16 protein-coding genes are annotated in these 16816 nt (G+C 61.6%); 5 read left to right on the forward strand and 11 right to left on the reverse strand.

Annotated features, from left to right (window positions below; all coding sequences use genetic code 11):
• Nucleotides 1-137 precede the first annotated feature (137 nt).
• The 4 genes from V1T76_RS12460 to V1T76_RS12475 all read right to left on the reverse strand — a co-directional run bounded on the left by V1T76_RS12460 (nucleotide 138) and on the right by V1T76_RS12475 (nucleotide 4763).
• Complete coding sequence (locus V1T76_RS12460; RefSeq protein ID WP_330560983.1) at nucleotides 138-1181, reverse strand: esterase-like activity of phytase family protein; 1044 nt, start codon at nucleotides 1179-1181, stop codon at nucleotides 138-140.
• 19 nt (nucleotides 1182-1200) lie between these two features.
• Nucleotides 1201-3111: a cobaltochelatase subunit CobT gene (gene cobT, locus V1T76_RS12465; protein WP_330560984.1), complete on the reverse strand. Its 1911-nt coding sequence runs from the start codon at nucleotides 3109-3111 to the stop codon at nucleotides 1201-1203.
• 7 nt (nucleotides 3112-3118) lie between these two features.
• Nucleotides 3119-4105 carry a cobaltochelatase subunit CobS gene (gene cobS, locus V1T76_RS12470; RefSeq protein WP_330560985.1) on the reverse strand — a complete coding sequence of 329 codons (987 nt, stop codon included), beginning with the start codon at nucleotides 4103-4105 and terminating at the stop codon, nucleotides 3119-3121.
• A gap of 67 nt (nucleotides 4106-4172) precedes the next feature.
• Nucleotides 4173-4763, reverse strand: coding sequence for a DnaJ domain-containing protein (locus V1T76_RS12475; RefSeq protein ID WP_330560986.1), 591 nt, complete (start codon nucleotides 4761-4763; stop codon nucleotides 4173-4175).
• 179 nt (nucleotides 4764-4942) lie between these two features.
• Between V1T76_RS12475 and V1T76_RS12480 the strand changes: the two genes are divergently transcribed.
• Complete coding sequence (locus V1T76_RS12480) at nucleotides 4943-5242, forward strand: BolA family protein (RefSeq protein WP_330560987.1); 300 nt, start codon at nucleotides 4943-4945, stop codon at nucleotides 5240-5242.
• Between the two features lie 92 nt (nucleotides 5243-5334).
• Here V1T76_RS12480 and V1T76_RS12485 read toward each other — a convergent pair whose 3' ends face one another.
• Genes V1T76_RS12485 through V1T76_RS12495 form a run of 3 tightly spaced genes read right to left on the reverse strand, consistent with a single transcriptional unit; the run spans nucleotide 5335 to nucleotide 8486 of the window.
• Entirely contained in the window at nucleotides 5335-6675 is a 1341-nt protein-coding gene (locus V1T76_RS12485; protein WP_330560988.1) for an HlyC/CorC family transporter, read from the reverse strand.
• Nucleotides 6672-7820, reverse strand: a complete 1149-nt coding sequence (aroB, locus tag V1T76_RS12490; RefSeq protein WP_330560989.1) for a 3-dehydroquinate synthase — start codon at nucleotides 7818-7820, stop codon at nucleotides 6672-6674. Before aroB ends, V1T76_RS12485 begins: the two co-directional genes overlap by 4 nt.
• 18 nt (nucleotides 7821-7838) lie before the next feature.
• Complete coding sequence (locus V1T76_RS12495; RefSeq protein WP_330560990.1) at nucleotides 7839-8486, reverse strand: shikimate kinase; 648 nt, start codon at nucleotides 8484-8486, stop codon at nucleotides 7839-7841.
• A gap of 142 nt (nucleotides 8487-8628) precedes the next feature.
• Between V1T76_RS12495 and V1T76_RS12500 the strand changes: the two genes are divergently transcribed.
• The 3 genes from V1T76_RS12500 to V1T76_RS12510 all read left to right on the forward strand — a co-directional run bounded on the left by V1T76_RS12500 (nucleotide 8629) and on the right by V1T76_RS12510 (nucleotide 11645).
• Nucleotides 8629-8787 (forward strand): hypothetical protein, encoded by a 159-nt coding sequence (locus V1T76_RS12500; protein WP_330561458.1) that lies wholly within the window; start codon nucleotides 8629-8631, stop codon nucleotides 8785-8787.
• A gap of 64 nt (nucleotides 8788-8851) precedes the next feature.
• Nucleotides 8852-9775, forward strand: a complete 924-nt coding sequence (gene xerD, locus V1T76_RS12505; protein ID WP_330560991.1) for a site-specific tyrosine recombinase XerD — start codon at nucleotides 8852-8854, stop codon at nucleotides 9773-9775.
• Nucleotides 9776-10016: 241 nt separating this feature from the next.
• Nucleotides 10017-11645, forward strand: a complete 1629-nt coding sequence (locus tag V1T76_RS12510; RefSeq protein ID WP_330560992.1) for an AMP-binding protein — start codon at nucleotides 10017-10019, stop codon at nucleotides 11643-11645.
• Between the two features lie 12 nt (nucleotides 11646-11657).
• Here the strand turns inward: V1T76_RS12510 and V1T76_RS12515 are convergent, their stop codons facing one another.
• The 3 genes from V1T76_RS12515 to V1T76_RS12525 form a co-directional block, all read right to left on the reverse strand.
• Nucleotides 11658-12776, reverse strand: a complete 1119-nt coding sequence (locus V1T76_RS12515) for a GNAT family N-acetyltransferase (protein WP_330560993.1) — start codon at nucleotides 12774-12776, stop codon at nucleotides 11658-11660.
• On the reverse strand, nucleotides 12766-14187 hold the full coding sequence (locus V1T76_RS12520) for a lipopolysaccharide biosynthesis protein (protein ID WP_330560994.1): 1422 nt from the start codon (nucleotides 14185-14187) through the stop codon (nucleotides 12766-12768). Before V1T76_RS12520 ends, V1T76_RS12515 begins: the two co-directional genes overlap by 11 nt.
• Before the next feature lie 428 nt (nucleotides 14188-14615).
• Complete coding sequence (locus tag V1T76_RS12525; RefSeq protein WP_330560995.1) at nucleotides 14616-15014, reverse strand: YchJ family protein; 399 nt, start codon at nucleotides 15012-15014, stop codon at nucleotides 14616-14618.
• Between the two features lie 109 nt (nucleotides 15015-15123).
• On the opposite strand from V1T76_RS12525, the gene V1T76_RS12530 reads away from it, so the two are divergent.
• Nucleotides 15124-16095 carry an endonuclease/exonuclease/phosphatase family protein gene (locus tag V1T76_RS12530; protein WP_330560996.1) on the forward strand — a complete coding sequence of 324 codons (972 nt, stop codon included), beginning with the start codon at nucleotides 15124-15126 and terminating at the stop codon, nucleotides 16093-16095.
• Between the two features lie 155 nt (nucleotides 16096-16250).
• On the opposite strand, the gene V1T76_RS12535 is transcribed toward V1T76_RS12530, so the two are convergent.
• A complete protein-coding gene (locus tag V1T76_RS12535) occupies nucleotides 16251-16616 on the reverse strand; it encodes a cytochrome c (protein WP_330560997.1) in 366 nt (121 codons plus the stop codon).
• Nucleotides 16617-16816 lie beyond the last annotated feature (200 nt).

Consider the following 16816-nt stretch of genomic DNA (forward strand, 5'->3'; position numbering starts at 1 on the left):
CAAGCCTGCGACATGGATGACGGAAAGGCGCCTTGCAGCGCCTTTTTCTGTTTTTGAGGCTTCCGATTTCCCACTTTTGGAGACCGCGCCCCTAAAAAGGTGGAAGGATCTGGCCTGAACAAACAGAGGGCCGGACCCTAGTCCTCCAGCCGAAACCTCAGAAACAGGGTTCGCTGCAGGATCGAGCGGTTGTTGTCGGAGACGAGCGTCAGGATCGTCTCACCATTTTCATTGGTGTGGACGCTAAGCGCTTCCATATTGTCGATCTGGGAGTTGAAGTCAGCATCCAGCAGCTGCTCGCCTTCCAGAACGGCGCCGGGAACGATATCGGCCCCATTGAACCGGCGCAGCCGGAGGCCGATCAGATCGCGCAGGCTGAAGCGCCGCTCCACCAGAACCAGGTCACCACCGGGCAGAAACGCGGCGTCGGTCGCATCGAAGCGGTCGTGCCGTCGGATGGTGAAGCGTTCCGTGCCGTCCGGACTGATGATGAAGCCCGACAGATCGTGCAGGTCGCTTGGCGCTGATTCCGCGACAGCCACGAGCTTGCCCGCAAGCGGGCCGCCCTCCGGCCCCGCCGCCAGGGCTTCCAGTCCGGTGTTGCGCGGCAGATCGCGAATATCCTGCGGCAGCGCCAATTCGCCGATCATTTTCTCCTTGCCGGTCGAGATCGGCCAGGGAAAACGGTAGATGGCATTGCGGGTTTCAGCGGTCACGTAAAGTCCGGAGCCAGACAGCGTCAGCGCTTCGGTATCGTGCCCCCAGCGTGCATCGAGCGTTTTGCCGTCGGCCCCGAGCATAGGGGCGAAACGAAGATCAGCGATCCCCGTCGGCTTGCCTTCCGCCGTCTGCTCGATCCGGCCGCTGACCCAATGGCCATTGTCCGTCACTGCCAGGAACCCGTTTCCACCGTCCAGACTGATCAGTCCGGACAGACCGCCAACCTTGCGATCGGCTGCAATCAGCTCCAGACCGCCCAGATAGGTGAGCTTGCCGAAGGTCGTTTCAGACGTCCCGATGCGGAAGGTGTCGATGGACCGGGTGCGTGCCTTGACCGGCTGTCCGGCGGACAGCAGTTCCTCAGCCGAAGCGCGGACAGGCTCGACATACCAAAGAGCGGAGAGAAAGGCGGCCGCCAGTGCGATACTACCTGCCGGGCGACGTCCTCCCTCTGCTGCCATGTATTACGATTCCTGCCGACTAGCGTTGACCCGCGCGGCGACGGCGGCCACGCGTGTTGAAGGATGTATCCACCTCATCATCGAATAGATTGGCGAGCTGGTCCGTCATGGCGCCCGCGAGTTCTTCAGCATCGACGATGGTCACGGCGCGGCGATAGTAGCGCGTCACATCGTGGCCGATGCCGATGGCAATCAGTTCGACGGGCGAACGGGTCTCGATTTCCTCGATGACATAGCGCAGGTGCCGCTCCAGATAATTGCCCGGGTTGACGGACAGTGTGGTGTCATCGACCGGTGCGCCGTCGGAAATCATCATCAGGATGCGGCGCTGTTCGGGCCGCGCCATAAGCCGGTCATGAGCCCACAACAGCGCTTCGCCGTCGATGTTTTCCTTCAAAAGGCCTTCGCGCATCATCAGGCCGAGGTTGCGACGGGCACGACGCCAGGGAGCATCTGCAGACTTGTAGATGATATGGCGCAGGTCGTTGAGACGGCCCGGTGTCGGCGGCTTGCCGGCCCCGATCCAGCTCTCGCGAGACTGGCCGCCTTTCCAGGCCTTGGTGGTGAAGCCAAGGATTTCGACCTTCACCCCGCACCGCTCCAGCGTGCGCGCCAGAATGTCGGCGCAGGTGGCGGCAACGGTGATCGGGCGGCCGCGCATCGATCCGGAATTGTCCAGAAGCAGCGTCACGACCGTGTCGCGGAAATTGGTGTCGCGCTCCTGCTTGAACGCAAGCGGCGCCATTGGATCGGTCACGGCCCTGGTCAGCCGGGCCGTGTCCAGCAGGCCCTCTTCCAGATCGAAGTCCCAGGCCCGGTTCTGCTGCGCCATCAACTTGCGCTGCAGCCGGTTGGCCAGGCGCGCCACGGCCCCTTGCAGATGGGTCAACTGCTTGTCCAGGAAACCGCGCAGCCGGTCGAGCTCCGCCATGTCGCACAGTTCTTCGGCGGTGATGGTCTCGTCGAACTGGGTGGTGAACACCTTGTAATCGGTTTCCGGCCGGTTGGAGGTCGGCAAGTCGGGCCGATCGCTCTCGCCCGGCTCCTCGGTGTCCTCCGACATGTCCTGGTCGGCGAAGTCTTCCATGTCGGCTTCGGCAGCTTCCGTATCGCCGCTTTCCTGCTCTTCGCCGGAAAGTTCCATTTCCTGCGGAGAAGCTTCCTGTTCGCCGGTATCTTCTTCGCTGTCGTCGCCGGACTCGGCCTCGTCGTTGTTGCCCTGATCCTCGTTTTCGTCCGGGTCCATGTCCTGGTCCTGGTCGCCAAGCTCATCGCCCATGTCGAGCGATTTCAGGACATCACGCAGACGGGCCGCGAAGGAATTCTGGTTCTCGACCTCCGCTTCCAGCCGGTCGAGGTCGGCACCTGCCTTGTCCTCGATCCAGCCGCGCCACATGTCGACAAGCTTGGTCGCGCTTTCCGGCGGCTTTGCCCCGGTCAGGCGTTCACGCACCAGGAGGGAAAGGGCATCCTGCAGCGGGGCTTCCTCGCGGCTGGTGATGTCCGGCGCACCGGACTTGCGGAACCGGTCGTCGAGCATCACCGACAGGTTGTCGGCCACGCCCTGCATCCGGCGCGCGCCGACAGCTTCGCAGCGAGCCTGCTCGACCGCTTCAAAAATTGCCCGGGCGTCCGGGCCCTGCGGCATGTTCTTGGAATGCACGGCCTTGTCGTGGCAGGCAATGCGCAACGCAATACTGTCCGACAGACCGCGGGTGATGGCGATTTCCCGGGCGTTGATCTTGCGCGACGGCTCGGGCAGGCGCGCGGACATGCCGCTGAGACCCGGCCGGTCGCCGGAAAAGATGACTTCCAGCTCCGGCTCGCCGGAAATCGCCCGCATGGTACCGCTCACCGACTGCTTGAACGGCTCGGTGCTCGGCGCGGGCTTGTTGCCCGGAAGGGAATTATGACCCGGCCGTGGTGCCATCGGGACCTCAGCTCATGACTACGTTGACAGAGGATTCCGGCAGATCTTCGCCGAAGCAGCGCTGATAGAACTCGGCCACCAGGGACTGTTCCATGTCGTCGCACTTGTTGAGGAAGGTCAGACGGAAGGAAAAGCCGACATCGCCGAAGATCTGCGCGTTTTCCGCCCAGGTGATGACCGTACGCGGACTCATGACGGTAGACAGGTCGCCGTTGATGAAGGCATTCCGGGTCATGTCGGCCAGGCGCACCATCTTGGAAACGGTGTTGCGGCCTTCTTCCGACTGGAAGTGCTTTGCCTTCGACAGAACGATATCAACTTCATTGTCGTGCGGCAGATAGTTCAGCGTCGTGACGATCGACCAGCGGTCCATCTGCGCCTGGTTGATCTGCTGCGTGCCGTGATACAGGCCGGAGGTATCGCCGAGACCGACCGTGTTTGCGGTGGCGAACAGCCGGAATGCCGCATGCGGACGAATGACGCGGCTCTGGTCCAGAAGCGTCAGGCGGCCGGAAGATTCCAGGATACGCTGGATCACGAACATCACGTCCGGGCGGCCGGCGTCATATTCGTCGAAGACCAGCGCGACATTGTGCTGATAGGCCCAGGGCAGGATACCGTCACGGAACTCGGTGACCTGCTTGCCGTCCTTGATCACGATTGCGTCTTTGCCGACGAGATCGATACGGGAGATGTGGCTGTCCAGGTTGACGCGGATACACGGCCAGTTGAGACGCGAAGCCACCTGTTCGATGTGGGTCGATTTGCCGGTGCCGTGATAGCCGGTCACCATCACGCGCCGGTTGTGCGCAAAACCCGCCAGGATCGCCAATGTAGTGGCGCGGTCGAAAAGGTAATCTTCGTCACGCTCTGGCACATGTTCTGACGGCGCGGAAAACGCAGGTACCTTGAGGTCGGACTTGAAACCGAAAACCTCTTCTACGGAAATTTCAGTGTCCGGCATGGCCATGGCCGCAGTCGTCGTCTCAGTCATCAGTCCTCCGCAGTCCCGTCGGTTCGGGAAGGGTCGTTTGGAAAAAGCCGGCAGGATCCTGCAGGCTCTAAAGGAAACCGGCTTTTTTCAGAACGTTGTACGCCTGAATGATTTCCCGCAGGCGGTCTTCGGAAGACCTGTCACCGCCGTTGGCATCCGGATGGTTCAATTTAACAAGCTCCTTATAGCGCGCTTTGATTTCGGCGCCACGGGCTGTGTAAGGCAGATTGAGCACATCCAGGGAACGTTTTTCAAGCGTTAGTAGCTTTCTTTCGCGCGGACGGCGCACTTGCTCGCTCCGCCGTTGCGCGTTGGAGCGCATGCTGGAGCGGGCGTCGAAGCCGTCCGGCCCCTCGGCTGCCTGCCGGTTTACACCCATTTTCCAGGTCGGCCGGTGCCCCGTCAGACTATCCTTCTGATAGCTGCGGACGTCGTCATCGCCCATGCCCGTAAAATAGTTGTAAGACTTGTTGTACTCGCGCACATGGTCGACGCAGAAATTGAAATACTGCCCTTCCCGGTCGCGCCCTTTCGGGGCCCGGTGCGTGCCCGGCCGCTGGCAACCCGGATGATCGCACACCGGGTGACGGCCCTGCTCGGCCCGTTCCTTGTCCGGCTTCACGCGGATGCTGTCGAAGAGTTTTGAGTCCAGTTTCATGCGCCGAAATATTGAAGTGTGGGGGCGTGCGGGCAAGCCGCAGGCCGTTGCATTGTCCCGGTATCCAAAGTTAATTTCCTCAGACCGGATGTCGAAAGTCGAAGAGCCCGGCACTGTATCAGGCGGGGTCGGGCCACGAAAGACTTGAACTTCGAAAACAGCTACGCCAAATGAGTCCGATGAGCACGAAGCAAACGATTACCGACAAACTGTCTGCAGCTTTTTCACCCTCTTTTCTGAACGTCATTGACGAGTCGGACAAGCACAAGGGCCATGGCGGCTGGCGCGAAGGCGGCGAAACCCACTTCCGTGTGCAAATCGCCGCGGCCGCATTCGACGGCATGAACCGGGTTGCAAGGCACCGGGCGATCAATGATCTGCTTGCTGACGAGCTCGCCGGCGGCGTGCATGCCCTGGCACTGGAAATCCGCTCTGACAGCGAACCGGACCCGCGCGCTGCCCGGGTGGCGAGCGCCTGAGCGGCCGCATCCTCAAAAGTCCAGCTCTTTCAACACCAAAAGCGCTGAGCCGTACCGCCGTGCCTCCGACGGCCGCTTGATTCTTTTTGAGATCAACCGCCCGCTTTCGCAGCCGCACCGGCGACGGCCTGGGCGGCGCCACCCGGCATCTTGGCGCCAGGCGTCTGCCCAAGCGGCATGATGCGCAGCCGCGTGATACGGTTCTTCTCCCGGCGCAGCACCGTGAAGCGGAAGCCGTGGAAGGTGAAGATCTGGCGCTCGTCCGGGATCATCCGGGCTTCATGAATGACCAGACCGGCAATCGTCGTCGCCTCGTCGTCCGGCAGGCTCCAGTCGGCAGCGCGGTTGAGATCGCGAATCGGCACGGAGCCGTCGACAATCACCGAGCCGTCCGCCTGCGGCCGCAGGCCTTCCAGTTCCACGTCGTGTTCGTCGGCGATCTCCCCCACGATCTCTTCCAGAATGTCTTCCAGCGTGACCAGGCCCATCACCTCGCCATACTCATCGACAACCAGGGCAAAATGCGACTTGTGCCGCAGGAAGGCGTTGAGCTGATCCTGCAGCGAGGTCGTGTCGGGAACGAACCAGGCCGGGGCAGCGATATCCAGAACGTTGATCTTCGCAGCATCGCCACCGGCAGCCTGCAGCGCGCGCAGCAGATCCTTGGCATGGAGCACGCCGACAAAGTTGTCGCTTTCCCCGCGCCAGATCGGCAGGCGGGTGTAAGGCGATGCCAGAGCCGCGTTCACCAGCTTGTCCGGTGCTTCGTCCGCATTCAGCGCCACCATGTTGGTACGGTGAACCATAACGTCCGAGACTTCCAGTTCCGCCAGGTCGAGCAACCCGCCGAGGCGGTCACGCTCGCCCTTTTCCAGGCCGCCTTCGATATGCTGCAGGTCGACGGCGCCGCGCAGTTCCTCATGCGGCGACAGGATCGAGGTGTCGTCGCCGATATTGACGCCAACCAGCTTGAGAATGTTGCGGACGATCCACTCCACCCCGACAACGATCGGACCGAACACCGCCACCACGAAGCGCACGATTGGCGCCACCGCCAGCGCAAAACGCTCCGGATTCGAAATCGCCCAGGTCTTCGGCAGCACCTCGGCGAAAACCAGAACGAGGGCGGTCATCACCAGGGTTGCAAGCGCAACGCCCGCGTCGCCGAAAAGCGACAGGAACACACTGGTTGCCAGCGCAGACGCCAGGATATTGACCAGGTTGTTGCCCAGGAGCAGCGCGCCGATCAGCCGCTCGCGGTTGGCGATCAGCAGGCTGACCACCCGGGCGCGCCAGTCGCCGGTTTTTTCCATCTGGTGCATGCGCGCGCGCGATGCGGCGGTGAGCGCCGTTTCCGAGCCGGAAAAGAAGCCGGACAGGAACAGGAGAACGAAGACGGCGACAATCGCCAGCCAGAGAGCCGTTTCCGTCATGCCTCAAGTTTCTCCTTCAGAAAGTCAGACACCAATGTGGGATCGACGCCTTTTTCGACAAAGGCTTCGCCGATGCCGCGCGTCAGAATGAAGGTGAGCGCGCCCCGGCTGACCTTCTTGTCCTGGGCGATGATATCCATGAGCGTTCCCGCCGGCGGCAACTGGCCGGGAATGTCCTGCAAACGAACCGGCAGACCGACATCGCTCAGATGCTTGTGGACACGCTCGACGGTGTCCTCACCAATGAGGCCGAGGCGCTGAGAAAATTCATGCGCCAGCATCATCCCGATGGACACACCTTCGCCATGCACCAGACGCTCTGTCTCGTAGGCGACGGCTGATTCCAGCGCGTGGCCAAACGTGTGGCCCAGGTTGAGCAGTGCCCTGCGGCCTGATTCCAGCTCGTCCGCGGCCACCACATCCGCTTTTGCCTGACACGACCTTGCGACAGCCTCATCCCGCTCCGCGCCACCGGCAAAGACCGCCTGCCAGTTGGTTTCCAGCCAGCCGAAGAAGTCGGCATCGCCCAGAAGCCCGTATTTCGCAACTTCCGCATAACCGGCGCGGAAATCGCGCAGCGGCAGCGTGTCCAGAATCGCGGTGTCGGCCAGCACCAGCGCTGGCTGGTGGAAAGCGCCGATCAGGTTCTTGCCATGACGCGAGTTGATGCCGGTCTTGCCGCCGACGGAACTGTCGACCTGGGCAAGAAGCGTGGTCGGCACCTGAATGAAGGCCATGCCACGCCGCACGGCGGAGGCGACAAAGCCGGTCAGGTCGCCGACGACACCGCCGCCAAGGGCCACCACCGCGTCGCCGCGTTCCAGCCGGGCGGCCAGAACCTCGTCGCACAAGCGTTCGAATTCCCGGAAGCATTTGGTGCCTTCACCCGCCGGCACCGTGATGACCGTATGTTCGAGCCCGGCAGCCTTCAGGCTTTGCGAAAAGGCCTTCAGATGCAGGCCGGCAACGGTTTCATCAGCAACGACCGCAAGGCGTGCGCCAGGCATCACGGCCGCGATTTCCGCGCCCGCACCCTCAAGCAGTCCCCGGCCGATCTTGATGTCGTAACTGCGCGCGCCAAGATCGACCCGGACGATCTTCTCGTCCCGGCCTAACAATGCTTTTGCCACTACCGTGTCTACCATGCCGTCACGCTTTAAAATTCAAGACATTGATGTTTGCGCGGCGCTGGTGGCCTCGCGATTGAAGAGATGTTCCGCCAGGGTGGCGATGATCTGGTCGACCACCGCTTCATGCGGAACGTCCCTAGAAGTGACCGTCAATGCCGCCTTGGCATAAACTGGTTCGCGGTCAGCCATCAGCTTGCGCATGGTGCCCTCGGGATCGGGGTTCTGCAGCAGAGGCCGCGTGGATCTGCGCCGGACCCGCGCCATGACCGTGTCGAAATCGACTTTCAGCCAGATGGACAAGCCATGCTCGGCGATTTCGGAACGCGTCGCCTCGCTCATGAACGCGCCGCCGCCCGTTGCCAACACCTGCGGCCCTTCACGCAGAAGCCGGGCGATCACCCGTTCCTCACCGCTGCGGAAATAAGGTTCACCGTGCTCGGCGAAAATCTCCGCAACGCTCATGTTGGCCGCGCGCTCGATTTCGGTATCGGCATCGATAAATTCAAGCCCAAGCCGATGCGCCAATCGTTTGCCGACTGTCGACTTGCCACACCCCATGATCCCCACGAGAACGATGGACCGATGCCCCAGGGCAGCTACCAGGCGGGCCAGATCAACGGTTTTTACGTCTGTCTCCGCGGATCCTCCTTCGGAAGACCGCGCCTTGTCGTATTCTGTCATGGCGGCGTTTTAGCATATTCGTCAAAAAAGACACGGGGGAACTCCGCCCGACAGACTGCTGCTTTGCCTTGCATGCACCCCCGCCTTGTTGAAACAATCGCCTATCCGATTCGCTTGCCCGCAAGGGAACCGACGCCCTGACATGGAGACAGCCGACGTGCCGACCCTGACCCGCCTGTTGCTCGTGCTGCTGCTGCTCGGCGCGCTTGGCTACGGCGCGATCTATTCCCTGGCCAATCTTGTCGAACCACGCGAACGGGAAATCGAAATAAGGGTCAAGAAAGACGGTTTCGGCCGCTGACCCGTCGTTCAACAGACAGGTCATCCACGGCACGTTCTTGAGGTCCTTTCGGCAGGCAGACGCGATGGCAACCGGTTTCGATCTTGAGAACTTCCTGGAAATGCTGGCCGCCGAACGCGGTGCGGCGGAAAACACGCTGGCCGGATACCGCCGCGACCTTGAGGACTTCTCGGGCTTTCTCGGGCGCAAGACCCTCGGCTCCGCACAATCCGAGGACATTTCGGCCTATCTGGGCGATCTCAACCGGCGCGGATTTGCCGAAACCTCACAGGCAAGGCGCCTGTCCGCGCTGAAGCAGTTCTACAAGTTCCTCTATGCCGAAGGCATGCGGGAAGACGACCCGACCCGGACATTGTCCGCCCCGAAGAAACGCGCGAGCCTGCCCAAAGTGCTGTCGATGGAAGATGTCGACAGGCTGATCGAGACGGCGCGTGTTGAAACCGAAAAGCCCCAGAAAAGCGTGGCAGCACGCTTGCGCGCGCAGCGCATGTACACGCTGATAGAGGTGCTCTATGCCACCGGTCTGCGCGTTTCGGAACTGGTCGCGCTGCCGATCACCGCGGCTCTTAGGGACGCGCGCCTGATCGAGATAAAGGGCAAGGGTGGCAAGGAGCGGCTGGTGCCGCTCTCCCGCGCTGCCCAGGCTGCCATGAAGGATTATGTCGGCTTGCGCGCTGCCGAAGGCGCCTATGACAAAAGCCCCTGGCTGTTTCCCTCCCACGGCGACAGCGGACATCTGACCCGCCAGCATTTTGCGCGCGAACTGAAAGACCTCGCCGTTGCCGCCGGGCTCGATGCCGGCAAGATTTCCCCGCATGTGCTGCGTCATGCCTTCGCCTCCCATCTGCTGCAGAACGGTGCCGATCTCAGAGTGGTGCAGCAGTTGCTGGGCCACGCCGACATTTCAACGACCCAGATCTACACCCACGTTCTGGACGAGCGCCTGCGAGAGCTGGTCGAAAGCGCCCACCCGCTCGCAAAGAAATGACTGATCGGAGGCATTTCGTTCCCGCCTGCCTGCTTCTCGTGACAGATCCCGTCAAACTGCTGATTTTACAGGAGGTGCTGACGAGGACACCTTTTGGAAAATGCGATACCGGCAGTGCCGTTGGCGTGTCAGGTCATGGCGTGCAAACTTCGATTTCCGTCGATGATGTCGGCTCTATTGCACTGCAGCAATGACCGCCCTAAACTCCGCTGCTTAAAATTGATGCACCGGACGCTCTGACATGCTGCAGCCAACAGCCAACTACGACGCGCTGAAAGAAACGTTCCGCTGGCCTCGGCCCGCGAAGTACAACATGGCCGCAGCCGTCAGCGACCAATGGGCCGCTCAGGATCCCGGCCGTCTTGCCATTCGTCAGGTTCTTGAAGACGGCTCGCACCGGGACTGGAGCCATCTTGCCCTGAACCGGGCAGCCAACCGCTTCGCCAACGCTCTGGAAGGCCTTGGCCTGAACCGCGGCGACCGGGTCGCCCTATTGCTTCCGCAAATCCCCGAAACCGCCATCGCGCATCTGGCGGCCTATAAGTCCGGCGCAATCGCCGTGCCTTTGGCGGCCCTGTTCGGACTGGAGGCGCTGCGCTACAGGCTTTCCGATTCCGGCGCGCGTGTCCTGGTGACGGATAGCGCTGGTCTTGCGAAGCTTGCCGACATCCGGTCCGACCTTCTCGGCCTTGATCTGGTGATCTCGGTCGACGGTCCGCAAACCGGTGTGTTCGGCTTTCACGATCTTTTGGAGAAGGCCTCCGACACCTACCAGACCCTCGCAACCACCCCCGACGACCCGGCGCTGATGATCTACACGTCCGGCACGACCGGACAGCCCAAGGGCGTGCTGCATGGGCACCGGGTGCTGCTCGGCCACATGCCCGGCATCGAGCTTTCGCAGAATTTTCTCGGCCGCGACGGCGACCTGCTCTGGACCCCCGCCGACTGGGCCTGGGCGGGCGGCTTGCTGAACGCTCTGTTTCCAGCCCTGTCGCTCGGCGTGCCGGTGGTCTGCCACGCATCCCGCAAGTTCGACCCGGAATTCGCCTTCCATCTTCTGGAAAGACAGAAAATCCGCAATGCCTTCATTCCGCCGACGGCCCTGAAAATGCTGCGGGCTGTCGACAGTCCCGCGAAGCGCTTCAACCTGACCTGGCGCAGCGTCGGCTCCGCCGGGGAATCTCTTGGCAGGGAAACCTACGACTGGTTCGCTGCGGAATTCGGTTTCAAGGTCAATGAATTCTACGGTCAGACGGAGTGCAACGCAGTGCTCGGCTCCGCCGCAGCCCTCGGTGTCAGCCGATCAGGCGCCATCGGCAAGGCAACACCCGGCCATCAGGTTGCGATCATCGACGATGACGGCCGGGAACTGCCGGCCGAAACCCTAGGCCAGATCGCCATCCGCCGGCCGGACCCGGTCATGTTCCTGGAATACTGGAACAAGCCGGAGGCAACGCGGGAGAAGTTCATCGGCGACTGGATGATCACTGGTGATCAGGGTCTAATGGACGAGGACGGCTATGTCCATTTCGTTGGTCGCGACGACGACATCATCACCTCGGCAAGCTACCGCATCGGACCGGGAGAGATCGAGGATTGTCTATTGAAACATCCGGCCATCGCGCTTGCCGCTGCCGTCGGCAAACCGGATCCGCTGCGCACGGAAATCGTCAAGGCCTTCATCGTTCTCAAGCCGGGTGAGACAAAAAGCACCGCTCTGGAAAACGACATCCGCACCTTCGTCCGCGAGCGCCTCTCGGCCCATGAATATCCGCGGGAAATCGAATTCGTCTCCTCCCTGCCCATGACCACCACCGGCAAGATCATTCGCAGAAAATTGCGCGATCTGGAAAGCGTCGAAGGTTAGCCTGGTTCTGCCTCAGGAGCGCAGGCGCGCCCTGACTGCGCGGGCGGCCTTGCGCAAGGCTTGTACCAGCTTGAAGTCCGCCTTGCAAAGAGCGCGTTTGGCACCGTCGGCATAAAGCACCGTACCGATTTCCAACCGCCCCCGCCACAGCGGCTCGATCATCGAATGACCCGGGATGGCAAGGGAATCCGCCACCCTGAACCCCGGGATCGTCAGATTGGTCTTCAAGGTCTGCAGCGCAAGCTGGGCACCGGGCGAATATCGCGCGAACGCCTCGTCAAAGGCGATCTTCCAGGAAAACACCTTGCCTGACTGCAAGAACAGCACCAGGGCGGCGACCAGCGTCTCGCCCGACCAGAGCTGATCGATCCGCACCGCGTTTCGCCGGGCCAGGTTGGCAATGGCGGTGCGGGCAAAGTCTGCCGTCCGGGGCTGACTGACCAGAGCCGTTCTCTCCCGGCCCTTCCAGCCAGAGGCTTCCAGCGCCAGAAAGGCCTCAAACCCGGCAACCGCCTCCGGGCCGTCAAGGGTTCTAAACGTCGTCTTGCCATGGTCGCCCAGCCGGCGCATCAGCCGGCGCATTTCCTTGCGCCTTTTGCCGCTGTCGGCTTCCGCAAGCTGTGCCTTGCCCGTGGCGCCACCATTATGGCTGGCCCGGACGGATTTGTTCAGAACCGATCTTTTGCCGGACCCTGCTGCCCGCAACCGGATTGCCGATTGCGAATGCAGCGGCAAATACGGAATGGCGAGCGCGTTGCCGGGGGATCTGGCGGCGTCAAGGAAAGCGGCTATCGCTTCGGCACCCGCCTGCGGGTGGATCAGCGGTGTGCCGAGCGGTGCATAGTCTGTGGCCCAGGTCGTGTTGACCGCAACAGCCAATCCGAACCGGCGGCGGCCGACAGGAGCGGCCACAAGCCAACGCCCGCCTGGCGCCTCCCGAACCACGACGAGCCGCACCCGACCTTTGGCCATGTTGTCCAGAAACGGACAGAGGAAATCCGGGCCGAAGAACGGGTTCGGACTGAGCGCTGCCGCACAGAGCGCCTGCCAGTCCTCCAGCGGGGTCTCAGGGCTCAACGGATCAAGGAACAAAACCTCAAACGGCACGGGAGGGGATGAATCACTGGTCAACCGGACGGTCCCTGGAGAAAAGCAATGGCAAAACGAATGTCGTCATATTGAGCTTCCGTTTTGCCACAACCGCAAGGGCAGTGGCTTCAAAAAGGATCGCCAGACTTGTGGCAATGGCCGCGCCGGCAAGGCCGAGCAGCGGGATCAGAATGAGATTGAGGACGATGTTCAGGAAAAACGTCCCGGCATAAATGCCGGCGCAGGTGTTCTGGTGCCCCGTCATCGTCAAAAGTGCATCGGCCGGTCCGACGGAGGCGCGCGCAAGCACACCAATCATCAACAGGGCGATCAGCTCGTAGCCGCTTTCAAAGTCGCTGCCGAACAGGGCCAGCAGCAGGGGCGCAATCAAAAGCAGGCCCGCTCCCGCAGCCACAGACGGACAGAACGTCCACAGGGTCGCCTGCCGCATGTAACCGGCAAGCCCCGAAAGATCCTCGTTGTGAGTGAAGCTGGAAATGCGATGGGCCGAAGCCGCCCGCACGGCAAAATAAACGAAATGCACCAGGGCCAGCGTTTTGGACGCAGCGAAATAGACCGCGACCTCGTCCGGATGCTGAAAGAAGCTGACCATGATCACGTCGGCGCTTGTGATCAGTTGCAGGAAACCGTCGACCATCAGCATCGGCATGGACACCGCCAGCCACGACCTGAACTCGGTCTTCTGTGGGCCGCGTGGAACGCTTGGACGCAGCCGCCGGCTGAGATGGAGAAACTGGTAAAGCGCGACCAGGACGGTTGCCGCGACAGCCACCACCGCCGCTGTCAGCGCATCGGGCCGAAAGCCCGCCAGCACCGCGCAGACCAGCAGAAACAGGATAGCCAGCGGCCGCCAGATATAGGTTGGCAGCATTGCCAGCGAAGACCAGTCGTAGCTGCGGGCGATCCCGTCCTGCACCAGACCGAACGCGAAAAACGGCAGTGCCAGCAGAACGACGCTCAGCGGCTGGAAATAGGACGTATCGATATAAGAACGGAACAGGGTGACACAGCCGATGCCGATGACGGCAGCCGCGCCGCCGAGGAAAAACGCCATTTGACGGCTGGTGCGCAGGAACCCGCGCAGGCGCGCCATGTCACCGCTTTGCAGATACTGCGGGATAAACCTGCTGGCGGAGGTGGAAAATCCTCCACAGGCCATCACCCCCAGCACGATCACAAAGGTCCAGGCGACCGAATAAAGACCGTAGTCATGGGCTCCCAACAGACGGGCAAGCACGACCTGGGACAGATAGGCAAGGGCAGCGCCGGCGATCCGCACGGCAAAGGTCGAGACTGCCATCCGGCCCGCCGCATGCCTGTCGCTTCCGTCTCCCTTCAGGAAATCCAGGATCTGGTCGGCCCCCTTCCCCAACCCCAGCGGCGAGGCGGCGCTTTGCAAACGCTTGGTCCAGGAGTTGGCGGAAAAACGCACTTAGGGGTCCCTTATGAGTAATCTTGCGTATTTGTGACAGGAGGGGCTTAATATTCTATGGCGATCACTGAAACACACCCGGCAATGCTTCACAGATGTGTGATGACATGCCGGGAGGTCTCAACGCTTCTGAGTCACGGCCTCTCCCGGCAAGCCCGACCTTAACTTCTTCAACCCCTGAAACGTGCTTTCCTGCTTGACGTGACGCTGCAGAATCGTGTTAACAAGAACAAATGGAGAACATAAGTCGATTCGACCCTGTCGACCGCCCTTTGGCTGCCTCTTGCCGCGGGCCTTCCCGATCTCCTTGTTGCGAATGTTGAGGGCTGCCTCCCCTTCTATTCGCAAATTGGTCCGGTCCCTGCTCCCGCCGCCAATCGCAGGGACCGGACGATTTTTTGAATTCAACACTCGAGACAGGCTCCCGCCTATTCCGGCACGGCTTCCACATAATACCAGCGTCCGCCTTTCTTGCGAAAGCGGCTCAATTCCCGGTGGGTGTGAAGCTGGCCGGCGGACAGGTACTTCGCCTCGAAAAGCACGGTGCCGTCCCGATCGGCCGGGCCGCCCTTGTCTGTCGCCAGGACGCTGAGGCCCGTCCAGTGGCTTTCCGCCGCCCAGCGCGCAGTGCCCTGGGCATCGAAGCCCGGCTGATACTTCGGCCAGAGCGTTTCTTTCAGATAAGGGATCAACTGGCGAACATAGGCGCTATAGCGCGAGCGCATGAGCGCCTCCGCGGTATCGGCAACAGCCTTGCCGGAAAGATAGGGCTCGCAGCAAAGCTCGAACCCCTTGCCGCTGCCACAAGGGCACGCCTCGCCGCTCATTTGTCTCTCCCCCTCTGGACAGATCATTCTCGAACCAGCGCTCTCTACCACTTGATCCGCTGTACCGCTATGGTTTCACTCACGCTTCTCCAAGCTGCGGGCCGCCTGAATGAAACTTGCCACCTTCAACATGGAATCCTTCGGCGAAGACCGGCATGACCCGGATGCCCTGACCCCGAGGCTGGACGCGCTTCGGCCGAAAATCCTGGAACTTGAGGCTGATGTGCTGTGCCTGCAGGAGGTGAACGCCCAGAAGATAAAAGGCATGGCTGCACGGCAATTTCAGGCCCTGGATCTTCTCCTGGAAGGAACGCCCTACGAGGGCTTTCACCGGGCAACCAGCGAGCGCCCATCCGGAAAGGGCCCCGGTGACCGTCACAATCTGGTGGTTCTCTCTCGGTTTCCGATAACCAGTTTCCTCAGCCTCTATCAAACCCACGCGCACCCGCCCCAGTGGCAACCCAAAACCGCTAAACCCGCCTACCACGGCCCGCAGACGATCCTGTTCGATCGGCCGGTCCTGCAGGTGGAAATCGATATCGGCACCGACCGGCCCCTGCATGTCTTCTGCGTTCACCTCAGGGCGCCGATTGCCGCCATGATCCGCGGCGGCAAGGGAGAGGACCGGACATGGTCCTCCGTCTCGGCATGGGCGGAAGGCTATCAGTTATCGGTTTTGAAGCAGACCGCCCAGGCGCTTGAATTGCGCCTTGCCGTGGAAAGCCTGTTCGATGCGAACGAGAACAGTCACGTCGTGCTGGCTGGCGACTTCAACGCGACCGGTGAGACCGGCACTCTCAGGCTGCTGCGCGCCGACCCGGACGACACCGGCTCGCCGAAACTTGCCGGACGCCGACTTTATCAACTCGACGCCTCGCTGCCCGCGGAAAGGCGCCAGACCGTCATTCACAAGGGCAAGGGTCAGGCGCTGGACCACATTCTAGCCAGCGCTTCCATGGCTCACCGCACGATTGACCTGAAGGTGTTCAACGTCGGCCTGCCGGATGAAGTCTTCGACGCAGAGGAAGACACCTACGCCGGTTCTTTCCACGCCGCCATGCTGGCCGAATTCGAGTTTTAGCCGTCTAACTGGAAATTCTCAGTCCGGAAAACCCTCTGCCAAAACGAAGACCCTGCCAATCCCGCTCCCTCATCCTGAGGAAGCGCAAACGCGCTGTCTCGAAGGATGGGCAGCGCACTCCTGAAACGGCGCCCCGTCTGTCAAATCGCCCCGCCTCAAGGCGCCAGGGACTCGATGTAGCTTGAGAGATTCGCGATCTCGGTGTTGCCGAGGGTCATGTTCGGCATTTGCGGATGGGGATTGGCGAGAAAGGTTGTGAGTTTTTCTTCAGACCAGCCCGGATCCTTCGCCAAGTCGTAAAAGCTGGGCAGAGACGCGCTGGAAGCCCGGTCCTGTTCGTCCGACACAAGGTGGCAGGCAGCGCACCATTGCAGGGCCAGTGCCTTGCCGGTGGCGGCATCACCTGCCACGGCAGCCCCTGCACCAGACAGGACAACGGCACACATAAGCGTGGCCCCACCCAGGAACAGTCGAATTCTCGCAGGAAGAGACGGTGTCGAAACCGCAATTGTGTTGCTCATGGATCCTCCTTCAACCAGTCGCGGTCCAGGGTGTGCACCCTTGCCCTCTTGCAGCTTGCCGCTTTCAGACTGCAGCCTATCTGATCATCTGGCCTTGCGCTGAATCAAGAACGACTTAAAGTTGCCGGGAAGACCGCCACGCCTGCTGCGCGATCTGCCTACCACTTGCAAGCTCCCGCCAATCCGGCGACCGGAGGAAC

Source organism: Roseibium sp. FZY0029 (genome assembly GCF_036350355.1).
GTDB lineage: Bacteria > Pseudomonadota > Alphaproteobacteria > Rhizobiales > Stappiaceae > Roseibium.